12 protein-coding genes are annotated in these 15,649 nt (G+C 74.3%); 1 reads left to right on the top strand and 11 read right to left on the bottom strand.

Going from position 1 to position 15,649, the window contains the following annotated elements:
* Positions 1–4 precede the first annotated feature (4 nt).
* The 5 genes from ACFYT9_RS27615 to ACFYT9_RS27595 all read right to left on the bottom strand — a co-directional run bounded on the left by ACFYT9_RS27615 (position 5) and on the right by ACFYT9_RS27595 (position 3,905).
* Positions 5–187 (bottom strand): hypothetical protein, encoded by a 183-nt coding sequence (locus ACFYT9_RS27615; RefSeq protein ID WP_376603367.1) that lies wholly within the window; start codon positions 185–187, stop codon positions 5–7.
* Between the two features lie 99 nt (positions 188–286).
* A complete protein-coding gene (locus ACFYT9_RS27610; RefSeq protein WP_376604876.1) occupies positions 287–646 on the bottom strand; it encodes a hypothetical protein in 360 nt (119 codons plus the stop codon).
* Positions 643–1,011, bottom strand: coding sequence for a WhiB family transcriptional regulator (locus ACFYT9_RS27605; protein WP_389168341.1), 369 nt, complete (start codon positions 1,009–1,011; stop codon positions 643–645). Before ACFYT9_RS27605 ends, ACFYT9_RS27610 begins: the two co-directional genes overlap by 4 nt.
* A 169-nt stretch (positions 1,012–1,180) precedes the next feature.
* Complete coding sequence (locus tag ACFYT9_RS27600) at positions 1,181–1,528, bottom strand: hypothetical protein (RefSeq protein ID WP_387274413.1); 348 nt, start codon at positions 1,526–1,528, stop codon at positions 1,181–1,183.
* A 172-nt stretch (positions 1,529–1,700) separates the two neighbouring features.
* Positions 1,701–3,905: an ATP-dependent DNA helicase UvrD2 gene (locus ACFYT9_RS27595; protein WP_389168340.1), complete on the bottom strand. Its 2,205-nt coding sequence runs from the start codon at positions 3,903–3,905 to the stop codon at positions 1,701–1,703.
* A gap of 196 nt (positions 3,906–4,101) precedes the next feature.
* Here ACFYT9_RS27595 and ACFYT9_RS27590 point away from each other — a divergent pair, with 196 nt between their 5' ends.
* Positions 4,102–4,356 carry a glutaredoxin domain-containing protein gene (locus ACFYT9_RS27590; RefSeq protein WP_376604868.1) on the top strand — a complete coding sequence of 85 codons (255 nt, stop codon included), beginning with the start codon at positions 4,102–4,104 and terminating at the stop codon, positions 4,354–4,356.
* 55 nt (positions 4,357–4,411) lie between these two features.
* On the opposite strand, the gene nudC is transcribed toward ACFYT9_RS27590, so the two are convergent.
* The 6 genes from nudC to ACFYT9_RS27560 form a co-directional block, all read right to left on the bottom strand.
* A complete protein-coding gene (gene nudC, locus ACFYT9_RS27585; RefSeq protein WP_387280477.1) occupies positions 4,412–5,359 on the bottom strand; it encodes an NAD(+) diphosphatase in 948 nt (315 codons plus the stop codon).
* A 55-nt stretch (positions 5,360–5,414) separates the two neighbouring features.
* Positions 5,415–6,833 (bottom strand): dipeptidase, encoded by a 1,419-nt coding sequence (locus ACFYT9_RS27580; protein WP_387280475.1) that lies wholly within the window; start codon positions 6,831–6,833, stop codon positions 5,415–5,417.
* Between the two features lie 10 nt (positions 6,834–6,843).
* On the bottom strand, positions 6,844–10,155 hold the full coding sequence (locus ACFYT9_RS27575) for an ATP-dependent helicase (protein WP_389168338.1): 3,312 nt from the start codon (positions 10,153–10,155) through the stop codon (positions 6,844–6,846).
* 91 nt (positions 10,156–10,246) lie between these two features.
* Positions 10,247–11,059, bottom strand: a complete 813-nt coding sequence (locus ACFYT9_RS27570; RefSeq protein WP_389168337.1) for a hypothetical protein — start codon at positions 11,057–11,059, stop codon at positions 10,247–10,249.
* 75 nt (positions 11,060–11,134) lie between these two features.
* Positions 11,135–11,911 carry a hypothetical protein gene (locus tag ACFYT9_RS27565; protein ID WP_389168335.1) on the bottom strand — a complete coding sequence of 259 codons (777 nt, stop codon included), beginning with the start codon at positions 11,909–11,911 and terminating at the stop codon, positions 11,135–11,137.
* 157 nt (positions 11,912–12,068) lie between these two features.
* Entirely contained in the window at positions 12,069–15,479 is a 3,411-nt protein-coding gene (locus ACFYT9_RS27560) for an ATP-dependent helicase (protein ID WP_389168333.1), read from the bottom strand.
* Positions 15,480–15,649 lie beyond the last annotated feature (170 nt).

Here is a 15,649-nt window from a genome sequence, read left to right as displayed (position 1 = left end):
GGGCTCACCACCAGGCGGAGTCGAGGCGGCCTTCGATGGCGCGGAGGTTGGCGCGGGCGCATTCCTCGCAGAAGTACTGGCGGCGGCCGTTCTCGACGGAGCAGGTCCAGGTGATCGGGAGGGTGTCGGCGGTCCTGCCGCAGCGTGCGCAGGCCACGGGCTCCTCCGCGGCGCGGGGCTCGTTCATCCTCGTGACGATAGCCCGGCGGGGCGCCCGCGGCGGGGCAACGCACCGCGGGGGCCGGTCCGTTCGGACCGGCCCCTGCGGGGATGCCTGGTGGGGCGCTCAGTGCATGACGGCCATGGCCAGCGCGCGGCGGGCGCGCAGCGAGACGCGCTCGGCGCGGCGCTGCATACGCCGGGCGGCGATCAGGCGCACGGCCTGACGTTCCGCGTCGGCCTCACGCTGTCGCTCGTGCATATGGGCACGGGCCAGGGCTTCTGGGATGAGTTGCATGTCGCGGGTCCTGTTCTGACGCAGCGCGGGGGCGCCGGCGGTGGAGAAGTCGGGGGTGGCGGAGCGGATGGGCTCGGTGGCGGGCGTGGTCATCGGGGCCTGCTTCTGGGGATCGTGCGTGAGGGGGTGGTCGATCGTTCCGGTACGCCTGGGGGCCTTGTGGGGTGCCTCCCAGGTGCGGGCGGTCATGCCGCGACCGGGTTCTTGCGCGGACGGCCGCGGGGCCGCTTGCGGGCGACGACGACGCCCTGGACGAACAGCTCGCCGCCCCAGACACCCCAGGGCTCACGGCGCTCCTTGGCGCCGGCGAGACAGGCCGCGACCAGCGGGCAGGTCTTGCAGAGGGACTTGGCGTACTCGACGTCGGCCGGGGACTCGGCGAAGAAGACCTCCGGGTCGTAGGCGCGGCACGGGACGGGGACGCCCAGGTTCTCGATGGCGTCGTCGAGCGCGGTGAGCGATGTCAGGGGGGTCAAGGCGTGGTCCTCCGTGGGGCCGGACGGGGGGATCGTTTCGGAAGGCGGTACGGACGGGGCGTGCGCTTCGAGTTGCACGGGTGTCTTTCCTCGTCTGGTCGTTCCGGCCGGTCGGCCGGGTCTTCGGCTGGTACCGGGTTTCTTGTCCCGAGGCCCCTTCGCTCCGTCGTCCCCGTTCGGGGACAAACAGAAGGGCCGCGGATCCCGGGTGGGGTTCCGCGGCCCTGAAGGCGCCGGCCTGATCAGGTCAGGCTGGATCACTCCAGGGTTCGAGCCCACGGAAGGCCCACATCGTGTGGTGGTGCGTCGTCTGCTGCTTGCCGGCACCGGCTGCCGCGAAGCCATAGGCCGTGATTCCGGCCTTGCCCTCTTCAGCCACCCGTGCCTCGGTCGGTCGCTCGTCGCGCTCGATGACGGCCATGCCGCGACCGGACAGACCGGTGACGGGCAGACCGCTGCCAAGGAGCGCAAAGGCGGAGAGGCCGAGCGAGCAGGTGGAGACGACCGAGCGATCGGTCATTTTGGCGGTGCTGACGACGGCGTCGAACTTGCTGCTGACGACATTGCTGCTGATGACGTTGATGTTGCTGATCACTGGAATCGCCTCCTCTCGGCGTCTCGGAGAGCTCGGGTGCGAGCCGGGCTCTCGATGTTTATTTGGACAAGTACAGCACGAGACAGGGCTTCATAAGAAGCCGCTGTTGCGTGGTTAAGAACCTATGGGGCTTGACGGGGCGTGCGCAAACTATTTTTCCCACGAGTTTCGATCAGACGTCCTCCGGCTCCGCCGCACCCTCTCCACCCGGGTCCTCACCTGCGCAGATGGCGAGGACGTCGGCTCCGAACCGGTCCAGCTTGCGGGCACCGACGCCGGCGATCACGGCGAGCTCGCCGCCGGAGCCGGGGACCCGCTCGGCGATCGCCATGAGGGTCTTGTCGGTGAACACGCAGTAGGCGGGCTGGCCGAGTTCCCGGGCCCGGTCGGCGCGCCAGTCGCGCAGCCGCTCGTACAGGCCCTCGTCCATGTCGGAGGGGCAGTCCTCGCAGCGGAGCAGCTTCATCGCGCCGGCCTCGGTGAGGGTGGTGCCGCAGACCCGGCAGCGGACGGGGCCGCGCGGGCGGCGCCGGGCTCCCTCGCCGGCCGGGCCGGAGCCGCCGCGCTCGATGCCGCCGCCGGCGGCGCCGTAGCCGGTGCCGCGGCTGCCGGAGCCGGGGCGCAGGCCCTTGAGGAAGCGGCTGGGGACGCGGTTCGGGCGGCCGCCCGGGGAGCGGGAGAGCGCCCAGGACAGCGTGAGGTGGACGCGGGCGCGGGTGACGCCGACGTAGAGCAGCCGGCGCTCCTCCTCGATCTGCTCGTCCGTCTTGGCGTAGGTGATCGGCAGCATGCCGTCGGTGAGGCCGACCAGGAAGACGGCGTCCCACTCCAGGCCCTTGGCGGCGTGCAGGGAGGCGAGGGTGACGCCCTGGACGGTGGGGGCGTGCTGGGCGGCGGCGCGCTCGTCGAGCTCGGCGACCAGATCGGAGAGGGTGGCGCCGGGGTGGGCGGCGGCGAAGTCGTCGGCGAGCCGGGCGAGGGCGGCGAGCGACTCCCAGCGGTCCCGGACGGCGCCGGAGCCGGCCGGGGGCCGACTGCTCCAGCCGTGGCCGGAAAGCACCGCCCGCACCTGGGCCGGGAGGTCCTCGGCGCCGTCGAGGAGGGTGTCGTTCGCCCCGAAGCGGGCCGCGCCGCGCAGGGCCGCGCCGGCCTCCCGTACCTCCTGGCGCTCGAAGAAGCGCTCGGCACCGCGGAGCTGGTAGGGGACGCCGGCGTCGGCGAGGGCCTGTTCGTAGACCTCCGACTGGGCGTTGATCCGGTAGAGGACGGCGATCTCGCCGGCGGGGACGCCCGCGGCGATCAGGTCGCGGACCCGGCGGGCGGTGCCCTCGGCCTCCGCCGGCTCGTCGCCGTACTCGGTGTAGACCGGCTCGGGGCCGCGCTCGCGCTGCGAGACCAGCTCCAGGCGGTGCTCGGCTGCCCGGCCGCGGGCCTGGTCGAGGAGGCCGTTGGCGAGGTGGACGACCTGGGGGGTGGAGCGGTAGTCGCGGACCAGCTTGACCACGGTCGCCTGCGGGTGCCGGGCGCGGAAGTCCAGCAGGTGGTCGGGGGTGGCGCCGGTGAAGGAGTAGATCGTCTGGCTGGCGTCGCCGACCACGCAGAGGCTGTCCCGCTCCCCCAGCCACAGCTCCAGGAGGCGCTGCTGGAGCGGGGAGACGTCCTGGTACTCGTCGACCACGAAGTGCTGGTACTGGCTGCGGATCTGCTCGGCGATGTCGTGCCGGTCCTGGAGGATGCCGACCGTGAGCAGCAGCACGTCCTCGAAGTCGATCACCGAGCGCTCGCCCTTGAGCTGCTCGTACATCGCGTAGAGCTGGCCGATCTCGGCCGGGTCCCTCGGGGCGTCGCGCCGGGTGCGGGCGACGGCCGCCGGGTAGTCGGCGGGCACGGTCTGGGTGACCTTGGCCCATTCGATCTCGGCGGTGACGTCCCGCAGCTCGTTCCGGTCGAGCCGGACCCGGCAGCGGGCCGCCGCCTCGGAGACGAGCTGGACCTTCCGCTCCACCAGCCGGGGCAGCGGGCCACCGATCGCTTTCGGCCAGAAGAACTGGAGCTGCCGGAGCGCCGCCGAGTGGAAGGTGCGGGCCTGGACGCCGCCCGCGCCGAGCTGGCGGAGCCGGCCGCGCATCTCGCCGGCGGCGCGGTTGGTGAAGGTGACGGCGAGCACGCTCGCGGGCTGCAGCACGCCCGCCCGGACCCCGTACGCGATCCGGTGGGTGATCGCCCGGGTCTTGCCGGTGCCGGCGCCCGCGAGGACGCACACCGGTCCGTGCAGGGCCGTGGCGACCTCGCGCTGCTCCGGGTCGAGCCCGTCGAGCACCGCGTCGGCGGTCTCCGGGACCCGAGGGAAGAGAGAGGAGTGCGTTGCTGCTGTCACTCCGCCATGCTGCCAGGTCGGGCGGGGTCGGTGCGGCGCGTCGTCCACAGGTCGAGCCCGTGGTCGTACCGTCGCATGATCGTCCCGGCTCGGGGGCGGAGAGCGGCACAGCTCACCCGGCGTGCGGGAATGGTGAGGCGGGTGGCGTACGTTCTCCCTTCGGCACCGACCCCCGAACCCAGAGGAGCTCCTGGCCATGCAGGGCACTGTGACGATGTACAGCACCGAGTGGTGCGGCTACTGCCGCCGGCTGAAGGGCCAGATGGACCGCGAGGGCATCGCGTACACCGAGGTCAACATCGAGCTGGACCCCGCGTCGGCCGAGTTCGTGGAGAAGGCCAACGGCGGCAACCAGACCGTCCCGACCGTCCTGGTGGTCTCCCCCGCCGGCACCGAGTCGGTCATGACGAACCCCAGCCTGGCCCAGGTCAAGCAGGCGCTCGCGGTCTGACGGACCCCGGACGCGCGAGGGGCCCCCGCTTCCCGAGCGGGGGCCCCTCGCGCGTTCAGACGACGTCGCCGGGCTTCGGCAGCGGCTTGCCGTACCAGAGCTCGATCAGGCGGGAGGCGATCGAGATGCCGTACGGCGGCAGGATCTCGCCCGAGGCGAAGCCGGCCTCCAGGTCGGCCCGGGAGAACCAGCGGGCCTCGTGGATCTCCTCGCCGTCCACCTCGATCTCCGGGGAGGTGGCCCGCGCGAAGAAGCCGAGCATCAGGCTGGACGGGAACGGCCACGGCTGGCTGGCCACGTACTCGACCTCGCCGACGGTGACCCCGGCCTCCTCGAAGACCTCCCGGACCACCGCCTGCTCGATCGACTCGCCCGGCTCGACGAAGCCGGCCAGCGTCGAGAAGCGGCCCTCCGGCCAGTGCACCTGGCGGCCGAGCAGCGCCCGGTCCTGGTCGTCGGTGACCAGCATGATCACCGCGGGGTCGGTGCGCGGGTAGTGCTCGGCGCCGCAGACCGGGCAGCGGCGGATGTGCCCGGCCGCCGCGATCACCGTGCGCTCGCCGCAGCGGGAGCAGAAGCGGTGGAGGCGCTGCCAGTTCTCCAGGGCGACCGCGTGGGTCATCAGACCCGTGTCACGCGGCGACAGCAGCATCCCGGCCTCGCGCAGGCCCGCGGGGCGCGCCGACTGGTCCATCCGGCCGGGCAGCGAGTCCTTCTGGAGCGCGAAGTAGGACACCCCGTCGGCGTCGGTGCCGAGGAAGTAGCGGTGCGTCTCGGTCATCGGCGCCTCGAACGCCGGGGTCATGACCAGCTCGGTGGTGCCGTCGGGGCGGTCGTCGATCAGCACCTGGCCGCCCGACACCACGAAGACGCGGGTGGTCGGGTGGCTCCAGGCGGCCGCGAGCCATGCCTCGTCGAGGCGGTGGTGGGCGGCCCGGTCGACACCGCTCGGGGCGGTGAGCGAGATCGGGCGGTCCGCGAACGCGTTGTTCAAGGTGCTCACAGGTGCTTCCAACTCCCCCGGTTCGGTGACGGTGATGACGGCGTGGGCCCGGCGCTCAGCGCCCGCCGGCCCGCAGGGCGGCCGGCAGGTCCCCCCACAGGTGGGCGGTCGTCTCGACGCCCTTCATGAGGAGGTCGAGCTCGACCTTCTCGTTCGGCGCGTGCCAGCCGTCGGACGGGACCGAGATGCCCAGGAAGAGCACGGGCGCGTCCAGGACGTCCTGGAGGTCGGCGGCGGGTCCCGAGCCGCCTTCGCGCGTGTAGCGGACGGTGGCGCCGTCGAAGGCCCGGCTCATCGCCCCGGCGACCGCCTTCAGGGCCGGGTGGTCGAGCGGGGTGAGGCAGGGGCGGGTCGGGGCGCCGAAGACGATCTCGTACCGGATGCCGGCCGGGACGAGTCCGGCCAGCCACTCCCGCACCAGCGTCTCGATCCGGTGCGGGTCCTGGCCCGCGACCAGCCGGAAGGAGAGCTTGAGGTGGGCGGAGGCGGGGACGATGGTCTTGCCGCCGGGGCCCTGGTAGCCGCCGCCGATGCCGTTGACCTCGGCGGTCGGGCGGGCCCAGACGCGCTCCAGGGTCGAGTGTCCGGCCTCGCCGAGGGTGCCGTGCGACCTGGCGGTGCGCAGCCATGCCTCCTCGTCGAAGGGGAGCTCGGCGACGAGCCTGCGCTCGGCGTCGGTGAGTTCGGTCACCCCGTCGTAGAAGCCGGGGATCGCGACCCGCTCGGCGGTGTCGTGCAGGGCGGCGACGATCCGGCCGGCGACGGTGGCCGGGTTGGGGACGGCGCCGCCGAAGGAGCCCGAGTGGATGTCCTGGTCGGGGCCGTACAGGTCGATCTCGCAGTCGGCGACCCCGCGCATGCCCGTGCAGACGGTCGGGGTGGTCTCGGACCACATGCCGGTGTCGGAGACGATGACCACGTCGGCGGCGAGCCGGCCGGCCCGCTCCTCGACGAGCGCGCGGAAGTGCGGCGAGCCGGACTCCTCCTCGCCCTCCACGAGCAGCTTCAGGTGGACGGCGGGGGTCGTGCGGCCGGTCACGGCGAGGTGGGCGCGGACCCCGAGGGTGTGGAAGAACACCTGCCCCTTGTCGTCCGCCGCCCCGCGCGCGTACATCCGCCCGTCGACGACGGCCGGCTCGAAGGGGTCGGTGTGCCAGCCGTCCTCACGGGCGGCGGGCTGCACGTCGTGGTGGCCGTAGACCAGGACCGTCGGCGCGTCCGGGTCCTCGGACGGCCACTCGGCGAAGACGGCCGGGGCCCCGTCGGTCTCCCAGACCTCGACCGTGGTGAAGCCGGTGTCCTTCAGCGCGCCCGCGAGCCATTCGGCACTGCGCCGCACGTCCCCGGCCCGCTCCGGCTGCGCCGACACGGACGGGATGCGCAGCCACTCCGCGAGGTCGCCGAGGAAGGCGGCGCGGTGCTGCTCGATGTACGCGCGTACGGGGTGGACGACGCTGTCCGGGGTCTGGCTCATGGCCACGAGCCTATCCGGCGCCGGGGGGTGCCCCGCCCAGCAGGATGGCCTCCAGCTCCGCCCGCCCGGGCAGCCGGGCCGGGCGGGCGGTCTCGCCCGTGCGCACGTAGACGAAGGCCGCGGCCACCTCCTCGGGGTCCAGGCCGTGCTGCTCGGCCCAGGCGAGCCGGTACAGCGCGAGCTGGAGGGGGTCGGCGGAGCGGTGGTGGCTGGTCTTCCAGTCGACGATCTCGTACGCGCCGGATTCGGGGTCCCGGTAGACGGCGTCGATCCGGCCCCGCACGACCCGGCCGGCGAGGGTGAGGTGGACGGGGACCTCCACCCGGTACGGGGTGCGGTGGGCGTACTCGGTGCGGGCGAACGCCTCCTTGAGGGCCTCCAGGTCCCGCTCGTCGACGATCTCAGGCTCGCCGGCGAAGTCCTCGCCGCCGGGGAGCTCGTCCGGGCCGAGGAGGGGCAGCGGCAGCTCCTCGAAGCGGGACTCCACCCACGCGTGGAAGCGGGTGCCGCGGCGGGCGGCGGGCTGCGGGGGCTTCGGCATGGGGCGGGCCAGCTCGCGCGCGAAGCCGTCCGGGTCCTCGGCGAGGCGCAGGACCTGGGAGGCGGAGAGGTACGCGGGCAGGACGACGTCCCGGGTGGTGGCGCGGGCGCGGCGGAGTTCGGCGGTGAGGGCGGTGAGGTCGCGGTCCCAGGAGGCGACGGTGCGGAGCTCCTCCGGGGTGAGCGTCTCCCGCGGGTGCGGGACCGTGCCCAGGGCCCGCTCCGGGTCGTCCGGGAGCCAGAGGTCGTCGGCGTGCGGGTCCTGGGGGGCGGGCGCGGCGGGCTCGGGCGGGACGGTGGACCACAGGTGCTGGTGGACGAGCTCGGCGGCCTTCCTGCGGCGCTTCAGCGCCTCCTCGTCCAGGGGCAGGGGCCAGGGGAGGTCGTGGTCCGCTTCGGCGAGGAGGGGGTTCTCGGCGCCCTTCTCCGGCTCCTGTGCCCATGCCTCGATGTCGCCGTGGCCCTTCTCGCAGTGGGCGTACAGCTCCGCCAGGAAGTCCGAGGGGCCCCGGGGCTTCTTCTGGGCGGGGCCCCACCAGTGGGCGGAGGCGAGGAGGAGGGTGCGGGGGCGGGTGAAGGTGACGTAGCCGAGGCGGAGTTCCTCGGTGCGCTGGTGGTCGGTCATCGCGGCCTTGAAGGACTTCATGGCGGCGGCGTCCCAGGTGCCGAGGTCCGGGAGGGTCTCCGCGTCGCCGCGCAGGGCGTGCGGGAGGACCTGGGGCTGGGAGGTCCAGGACTCGCGGGCGCGGGCGGACGGGAACTGGCCGGCGACCAGGCCGGGGACGGCGACGACGTCCCATTCGAGGCCCTTGGACTTGTGCGCGGTGAGCACCTTGACGGTGTTCTCGCCGCCCGGGAGGGCGTTGTCGAGGCCCTTCTCGAACTGGGCGGCGGTGCGCAGGAAGCCGAGGAAGGCGAGGAGGCTCGCCTCGCCGTCGAGGGAGGCGAAGCCGGCGGCGACGTCCAGGAAGTTGCCGAGGGTCTCGCGGCGGCGGGCGGCCAGCGCGTGCGGGGAGGCGGAGAGTTCGACCTCCAGGCCGGTGACGGAGAGGACCCGGTGGAGGACGTCCATGAGGGGGTCGGCGAGGGAGGCGCGCAGCGAGCGGAGCTCGGCGGCGAGCCGGGCGAAGCGGACCCGGGCCTCGGCGGAGAAGGGCAGGCCGTCCTCGGGGTGGCCGGCGGAGTCGAGGAAGGTGTCGAGGGCGTCGGCGAGCGAGATCACCTCGGCGGGGTCGACTCCCTCGACGGCGGCGGCGAGCTTCTGGCCCGGGTCCGGGTCGGTGTCGCCGCGGTGGACGAGGAGGCGGGCGCGGCGGCCGAGGAGGGCGAGGTCGCGGGGGCCGACGCGCCAGCGGGGGCCGGTGAGGAGGCGGACCAGGTCGGCGTTGGCGCCGGGGTCCTGGAGGACCTCGCAGACGGCGACGAGGTCGGCGACCTCGGGGAGGTGGAGCAGGCCGGAGAGGCCGACGACCTCGACGGGCACCCCGCGGGCGACGAGGGCGGCCTGGATCGCGGGGAAGTCGCCGGCGGTGCGGCACAGGACGGCCATGGAGCCGGGTTCGCGGCCGGTGCGGACGAGGTGGGCGAGGGAGTCGGCGAGCCAGTCGATCTCCTCGGTGTGGGTGGGGAGGAGGGCGATCCGCACGGTGCCGTCGGCCTCGGCGCCGGGTGCGGGGCGCAGTGCCTCCACGCCCGCGTGCATCGCGCGGAGCGGGGTGGCGAGGCCGTTGGCGAGGTCGAGGAGGCGGCCGCCGCTGCGGCGGTTCTCGGACAGGGAGTGGCGGGCGGCGGGGGTGCCGTCGGTGTGCGGGAAGTGGTCGGGGAAGTCGTCGAGGTTGGCGACGGAGGCGCCGCGCCAGCCGTAGATGGCCTGGCAGGGGTCGCCGACGGCGGTGACGGGGTGACCGGTGCCCTGGCCGAAGAGGCCGGAGAGGAGGAGGCGCTGGGCGACGGAGGTGTCCTGGTACTCGTCGAGGAGGACGACCCGGAACTCGTCGCGGAGGAGGGCGCCGACCTCGGGGCGGGTGGTGGCGAGGCGCGCGGAGAGGGCGATCTGGTCGCCGAAGTCGAGGAGGTCGCGGGAGCGCTTGGCGGCCCGGTAGCGGGTGACGAGTCCGGTGAGTTCGCGGCGGGCGGCGGCGGTCTCGGGGAGCTTGCGCAGGTCGTCGTTGGTGAGCTTGGCGCCGGAGAGGGCGGTGAGCAGCTCGGCGTCGTACGCGAGGAGGTCGGCGGGGTCGACGAGGTGCTCGGCCAGTTCGGAGTCGAGCGCGAGCAGGTTCTCGACGAGGGTCGGGAAGGACTTGGTGAGCGCCGGGTACGGGCCGGGGGCCTCGCGCAGCACGCGCGCGGCGAGCTGGAACCGGGTGGCGTCGGCGAGGAGCCGGGAGGTCGGTTCGAGTCCGATGCGCAGGCCGTGGTCGGTCAGGAGCTGTCCGGCGAAGGCGTGGTAGGTGGAGATGCGGGGCTCGCCCGGGGGGTTGTCGGGGTCGACCGGGTCGGGGTCGGTGACGCCGGCGCGGACGAGGGCGGTGCGGACGCGCTCGGCGAGTTCGCCGGCGGCCTTGTTGGTGAAGGTGAGGCCGAGGACCTGCTCGGGGGCGACCTGTCCGGTGCCGACCAGCCACACGACCCTGGCCGCCATCACCGTGGTCTTGCCGGAGCCGGCTCCGGCCACGATGACCTGCGGGGCGGGCGGCGCGGTGATGCAGGCCGTCTGCTCCGGGGTGAAGGGGATGCCGAGGAGCTCCTTGAGCTGCTCGGGGTCGGTGAGGTGCGCGGTCACCCTGAAGAGGCTAACCGGGCGGTCGGACATTCCCGTCCAGCACCGGCCTGACCTGCGGTTTCATGGCCGGACGGGGCGACGGGGGTCAGGGTCAGGCGGGGGTGCCGGGGTCGAGCCGGGAGAGGTCGACGGTCTCGTCGGCCGGCGGGGCGGTGACCTTCACCGGGCGGTCGAACTCGGAGAGGGTCATGGTGCCGGGTTCGTCGCCGCCGGTCCTGACGACCTCTCGGATGTACGGCTCGCCCTCCTGGGCGACGGAGACGGTGGTGGTCTCGTCGCCGTCCTTCTTGACGAGGGTCGCCACGGGGGTGCCGTCCACCTCGCGGTCGGGGCCGCGGGTGAGGCCCTCGCGGTCCTCCTCGTCCCTGCCGAGGTCGTCGAGGAGGGTGTCGAGGTCGCAGACCTCGCTGAGGTCGCCGCTGCCGGCCTGGCCGGGGGCGATCTTGAGCCAGCGGCCCTTGACGAGCTCGATGACGGGGGCGATCTGGTTCTCGGGGACGCCCTGGGAGGTCATGGAGGTCCGCCAGAAGGACTCGTCGCCCTTCATGTACGTGATGTCGTCGACCCGGCGGAGTTCGGCCCTGCCGTCGTCGACGCCGATGCGGCCCTGGCAGGAGCCCTGGTCGTCGACGGAGAAGTCGACGTCGAGGTCCTGTCCCTCGGTGACGACCTCACCGGTCATGCGCAGGGAGTCGGCGGAGCGGGTGGCGTCCACGGCCCGGTCGGCGATCGCGGCGGGCGTGAGTCCGTCGAAGGGGTCGGGGGTCGGGGCCGCGGCGGGCCGGGCGGGGTCCTGCGCCGCCGTCGCCGCCCAGGCCGCCGCCGGGGCGGGACCCGCGACGGCGACGGCGGCGCAGACGACCGCCGCGGCGCGGAGCTTCCGGTGGCTGGACTGGGACCGCATACGAGCCTCCTCGTCCCCCCGGACCCTGTCACCAGGGTGGCCCCACGCGCGCGTGGTCGCTACTCGGCCGGGGGGTCAGCTGCCGGCGCCGGCCTTCATGAGCGCCTCCAGGTCCATGACCTGGTCGGCGGGCGGGGCGGTGACGGTCAGCGGCTTGTTGTAGTCGCTGAGGGTGACCGAGCCGGGCTCCTCGCCGCCGGCGGTGACGGAGCGGAGGATGTACGGCTTGGCGGAGTCCTTGGCCACGTACAGCGTGGTGGTCTCGCCCTTCTTGTCCGCCTTGCTCTTGAGGACGACGGCTGCGGTGCCGTCGACGTCGGCGTCGGCCTCACGGGTGAGGCCGGTGGTCTCGGTCTCCTTGTCCATGTCGGCGAAGATCGCCTTCAGGTCGCAGAACTCGCCGAGGTCGTTGGAGTCCGCGTCATCGGCCGGCATCTTCATCCAGCGGCCGTTGAGCAGGGCGGCGATGGCGGCGCCCTCCTCGGCGGAGGCGCCCTCCTCGCCACCGGTGCTCTTGTAGAAGGCGTCGTCGGCCTTCATGTAGGTGAAGCCGCCGGTGCGCATGACCTCGGCCTTGCCCTCGGCGCCGGCGGACATCGTGCCCTGGCAGCTGCCCTTGTCGTCGACGCTGAAGTCGAGGGTCATGTCCTTGCCGTCGTTCTTGCCCTCGCCCTTCATGTGGACGGAGGTGGCGGCCTTGGTCGCCTCGACGGCCTTCTTGGCGATGTCGTCGGCCGAGACGCCCGCGAAGGGGTCGGCGGCCTTGTCGTCGCCCTTGCCGCAGCCCGTGAGACCGATGACGGCGGTCAGACAGATCGTCGTCGCGGCCCAGAGCTTCCGGTTGGCCCTCATGCACGTACTCCTCAGCGTGTTCGACGCGCCTTCGATGTGTTCGAAAGCGAATATTCACAGGTTCTCTTCACGCAGACCTTATGGGGTGGCACGCAACGGACGGTGAACGGGGGTGGACAAAGGCTGCGCAAACGGAAACGTGACCCGCGTCACTCGCTCAGTCGACGACCTGGCGGCCCTCGGGCCGGGCGCTGCACGCGGCGCGGAAGGAGCAGGTCGCGCAGTGCTGACCGGTCGTCGGGGTGAAGCGCTCGTCGAGGACGCGGCCGGCGGCGGTCGCGAGCAGGTCGCCGACCCACTCCCCCTCCGGCGGCTGCTGGGCCTGCACCTTGGGCAGCACGTCGCCGCCCTCCTTCTTGGGCGCGGCCTGGCGGAGCTGGACGAGTTCGGCGCCGCCCGGTTCGGGGCGGCGGCCGTCGAGGACGCCGTCCAGGGCGCCTTCGCGGACGGCCAGCTGGTAGACGGCGAGCTGCGGGTGGTGGGCGACCTCGTCCCGGGTGGGGGCGGACTTCCCGGTCTTGAAGTCGACGACGTACGCGCGGCCCTCCTCGTCGGTCTCCACGCGGTCCATGGAGCCGCGGATGCGGACCTGGTACTCCCCCGCCTCCAGGGTGACGTCGAAGCCGTGCTCGGAGGCGGCGGGGGTGCGGCCGCCGCGGTCCATGACGTGCCAGCGCAGGAACCGTTCCAGGGCCACGCGCGCGTGGCCCTTCTCCTGCTCCGACTTCCAGGGGGCGTCGAAGGCGAGCGCGTCCCAGACCGTGTCGAGCCGGGCCATGAGGACGTCGAGGTCGGCGGGGGTGCGGCCGGAGGCGACCTCGTCGGCCAGGACGTGGACGACGTTGCCGAAGCCCTGGGCGGCGGAGGCGGGTTCGGCGGCCTTGACCTCGCGGCCCAGGAACCACTGGAGCGAGCAGGTGGCGGCGAGGTTCTCCAGGGCGCTCGGGGAGAGCGCGACGGGCCGGTCGCGGTCGCGCAGCGGCACGGCGGAGCGGGTGGGCTCGTGGAGGCCCCACCAGCGGTCCGGGTGGGCGGCCGGGACCATCGGCTGCCCGTCCTCGTCGGCGAGGGCGGCCAGTTCGGCGAGGCGGCGGGCGGCGGCGTCCCGGAGCAGGGGCGAGGCGTCCGGGTCGACGGTGGTGGCGCGCAGCTCGGCGACGAGCGCGGAGACGGCGAGCGGGCGGCGGGGCCGGCCCGGCACCTCCTTCGGTTCGGCGCCGAGTTCGGTGAGGAGGCGGGAGGGCTGGTCGCCGTCCTCGGCGGGGGCCTTCACGGCGGTGACGACGAGCCGGTCGCGGGCGCGGGTGGCGGCCACGTAGAAGAGCCGGCGCTCCTCGGCGAGGAGGGCGCCGGGGGTGAGCGGCTCGGCGAGGCCGTCGCGGCCGATGCGGTCGGCTTCGAGGAGGGAGCCGCGGCGGCGCAGGTCCGGCCAGAGGCCCTCCTGGACGCCGGCGACGACGACGAGGCTCCACTCCAGGCCCTTGGAGCGGTGCGCGGTCATCAGGCGGACGGCGTCCGGGCGGGTGTGCCGGCGGGTGAGGGTGTCGGCGGCGATGTCCTGGGCGTCGAGCTCTTCGAGGAAGTTGAGCACGCCTCGGCCGCCGAGCCGCTCCTCGGCGCGGGCGGCGGTCTCGAAGAGGGCGCAGACGGCGTCGAGGTCCCGGTCGGCGTTGCGGCCCGCGGGGCCGCCGCGGAGGGCGGCGCGCTCCAGGCGGGCGGGCCAGGGGGTGCCGTTCCAGAGCACCCACAGGGCCTCCTCGGCGGTGCCGCCGGCGGCGAGGAGCGCGCGGGTCTCCTGGAGGAGCCGGCCGAGCCGCTGGGCGCCGCGGGCGTACGCGGGGTCGTGCGCGGTGAGGCGCTCGGGCTCGGCGAGGGCGCGGGCGAGCAGGACGTCGGAGGGGGGCGGGAGCCTGTCGCCCGCGGCGCGGGCCTCGTCGCGGAGGGCGCGGCCGAGTCTCCGCAGGTCCGCGGGGTCGATGCCGGCGAGGGGCGAGGCGAGGAGTTCGAGGGCGGTCTGGACGTCCAGCCACGCGCTCGCCTCAGCGGGAGGGGCCTCGGCGGGCGGCTCGGCCTGCGTGGACGCGGCGTGGGCGGACTCGGCCTGTGCCGGCTCGGCCTGGGCGGGCTCGGCGGGGCCACTCGCGACCGGGGCACTCGCGACCGGGCCACCCGCGACCGCGCCGCCCGCGGACTGGGCCACCGCGCGCAGGGCCAGCAGCAGGGGGGAGACCGCCGGTTCGTGGCGCAGGGGGGTGTCCGCCGCGTCGGTCTCCACGGGGACGCCCGCGGAGGTGAGGGCGCGGCGGAGCGCGGGGAGGACGGCGCCGGCGCGGGTGAGGACGGCCATGGCGTGCCAGGGGACGCCGTCCTCCAGGTGGGCGCGGCGGAGCAGGTCGGCGATGTTCTCGGCCTCGGCGGAGGCGGTGGGGTACGTGTACGCCTCGGCCCGGCCCCCGTCCCGTACCGGTGTCAGCTCGCGGTGGGCGCGGACCGCGGCCGCGGGCAGCCGGGTCAGCGGCATCCGGCGGGTCAGCTGCCGGGTGGCGGCGAGGAGCTCGGCGCCGGCCCGGCGGGAGGTGCCGAGGACGCGGACGGGGGCGCCGCCGAAGGCCGCGGGGAAGTCGAGGATGCCGTTCACGTCGGCGCCGCGGAAGGCGTAGATCGACTGGTCGGGGTCGCCGAAGGCGACGACCGTGTTCCGGCCGCCGCCGGTGAGGGCGGTCAGCAGCCGGACCTGGGCGGGGTCGGTGTCCTGGTACTCGTCGACGTAGACCGCGTCGTACCCGGGGAGCGTGACCCGCTCGGCGAGCAGGACGGCCCGGTGCACCAGCTCGGTGTAGTCGAGGACGCCCTGGAGGTCGAGGACGTCGAGGTACTCGGCGAGGAAGCCGGCGGCGGCCTTCCAGTCGGGGCGGCCGACGCGCTCGGCGAAGCGGCGCAGCGCGCCGGGGCCGAGGCCGAGCTCGCGGGAGCGGGCGAGGACGGCGCGGACCTCGTCGGCGAAGCCGCGGGTGGTGAGGCAGGCGCGGAGCTCGTCGGGCCAGCGGACCCCGCCGAGCCCGGTCCGTTCGAGGTCGATCTGGCCGGCGAGGAGCTCGCGGACGGCGAGGTCCTGTTCGGGGCCGGAGAGCAGCCGGAGCGGTTCGGCGAAGAGTTCGGCGTCCTGGTGGGCCCGGATGAGGGCGTAGCAGTAGGAGTGGAAGGTGGTGGCCTGGGGCGGGCGCCGGCCGCCGAGGCGGGTGGCCATCCGGTCGCGGAGTTCGACGGCGGCCTTGCGGCTGAAGGTGAGGACGAGGATCCGCTCGGGGTCGGTGCCGCGTTCCATGCGGGTGGCGACGGCCTCCACCAGCGTCGTCGTCTTGCCGGTGCCGGGTCCGGCGAGGACGAGGAGCGGTCCCCGGTCGTGCTCAACCACCGCCCGCTGCGCTGCGTCCAGCTGAGGGGGATCCACCGGGGCCGGAGCCGTGCGCACCAGCCGGTACGCGCCGGGGGTCCGCTGCCTGCCCGCGCCCGGGTACGGCTGTCCCCGGTGCGGCGGCGTCGGCCGGGTGGTGGAGGAGGAGCTCACGTGGTTGGCCGGTCCTGGTCGATGGTGATGTGGTGCCGGTGTCGCGGGCGGCGCCGGTGACCGCTGGGGGGACGGGGGTACGGGTCCCGGCACGCGCGCGTGCCCGTCTCCGTACCGCGGTCCGTGTCCCCGCCGTGTCCGGCGCCGTGTGCGGCACGCCCGTCGACGGT

The organism is Streptomyces sp. NPDC004435 (genome assembly GCF_042873895.1).
Classification (GTDB): domain Bacteria; phylum Actinomycetota; class Actinomycetes; order Streptomycetales; family Streptomycetaceae; genus Streptomyces.
The sequence above is the reverse complement of the archived record's forward strand: the minus strand, read 5'-3'. Positions and strand labels throughout refer to the sequence as shown.

What these genes read in the sequence shown, in the direction of transcription:
- ACFYT9_RS27615 (WP_376603367.1), bottom strand. Translation starts at nt 187, where the DNA reads ATGAACGAGCCCCGCGCCGCGGAGGAGCCCGTGGCCTGCGCACGCTGC.
- ACFYT9_RS27610 (WP_376604876.1), bottom strand. Translation starts at nt 646, where the DNA reads ATGACCGCCCGCACCTGGGAGGCACCCCACAAGGCCCCCAGGCGTACC.
- ACFYT9_RS27590 (WP_376604868.1), top strand. Translation starts at nt 4,102, where the DNA reads ATGCAGGGCACTGTGACGATGTACAGCACCGAGTGGTGCGGCTACTGC.
- ACFYT9_RS27580 (WP_387280475.1), bottom strand. Translation starts at nt 6,833, where the DNA reads ATGAGCCAGACCCCGGACAGCGTCGTCCACCCCGTACGCGCGTACATC.
- ACFYT9_RS27570 (WP_389168337.1), bottom strand. Translation starts at nt 11,059, where the DNA reads ATGCGGTCCCAGTCCAGCCACCGGAAGCTCCGCGCCGCGGCGGTCGTC.
- ACFYT9_RS27565 (WP_389168335.1), bottom strand. Translation starts at nt 11,911, where the DNA reads ATGAGGGCCAACCGGAAGCTCTGGGCCGCGACGACGATCTGTCTGACC.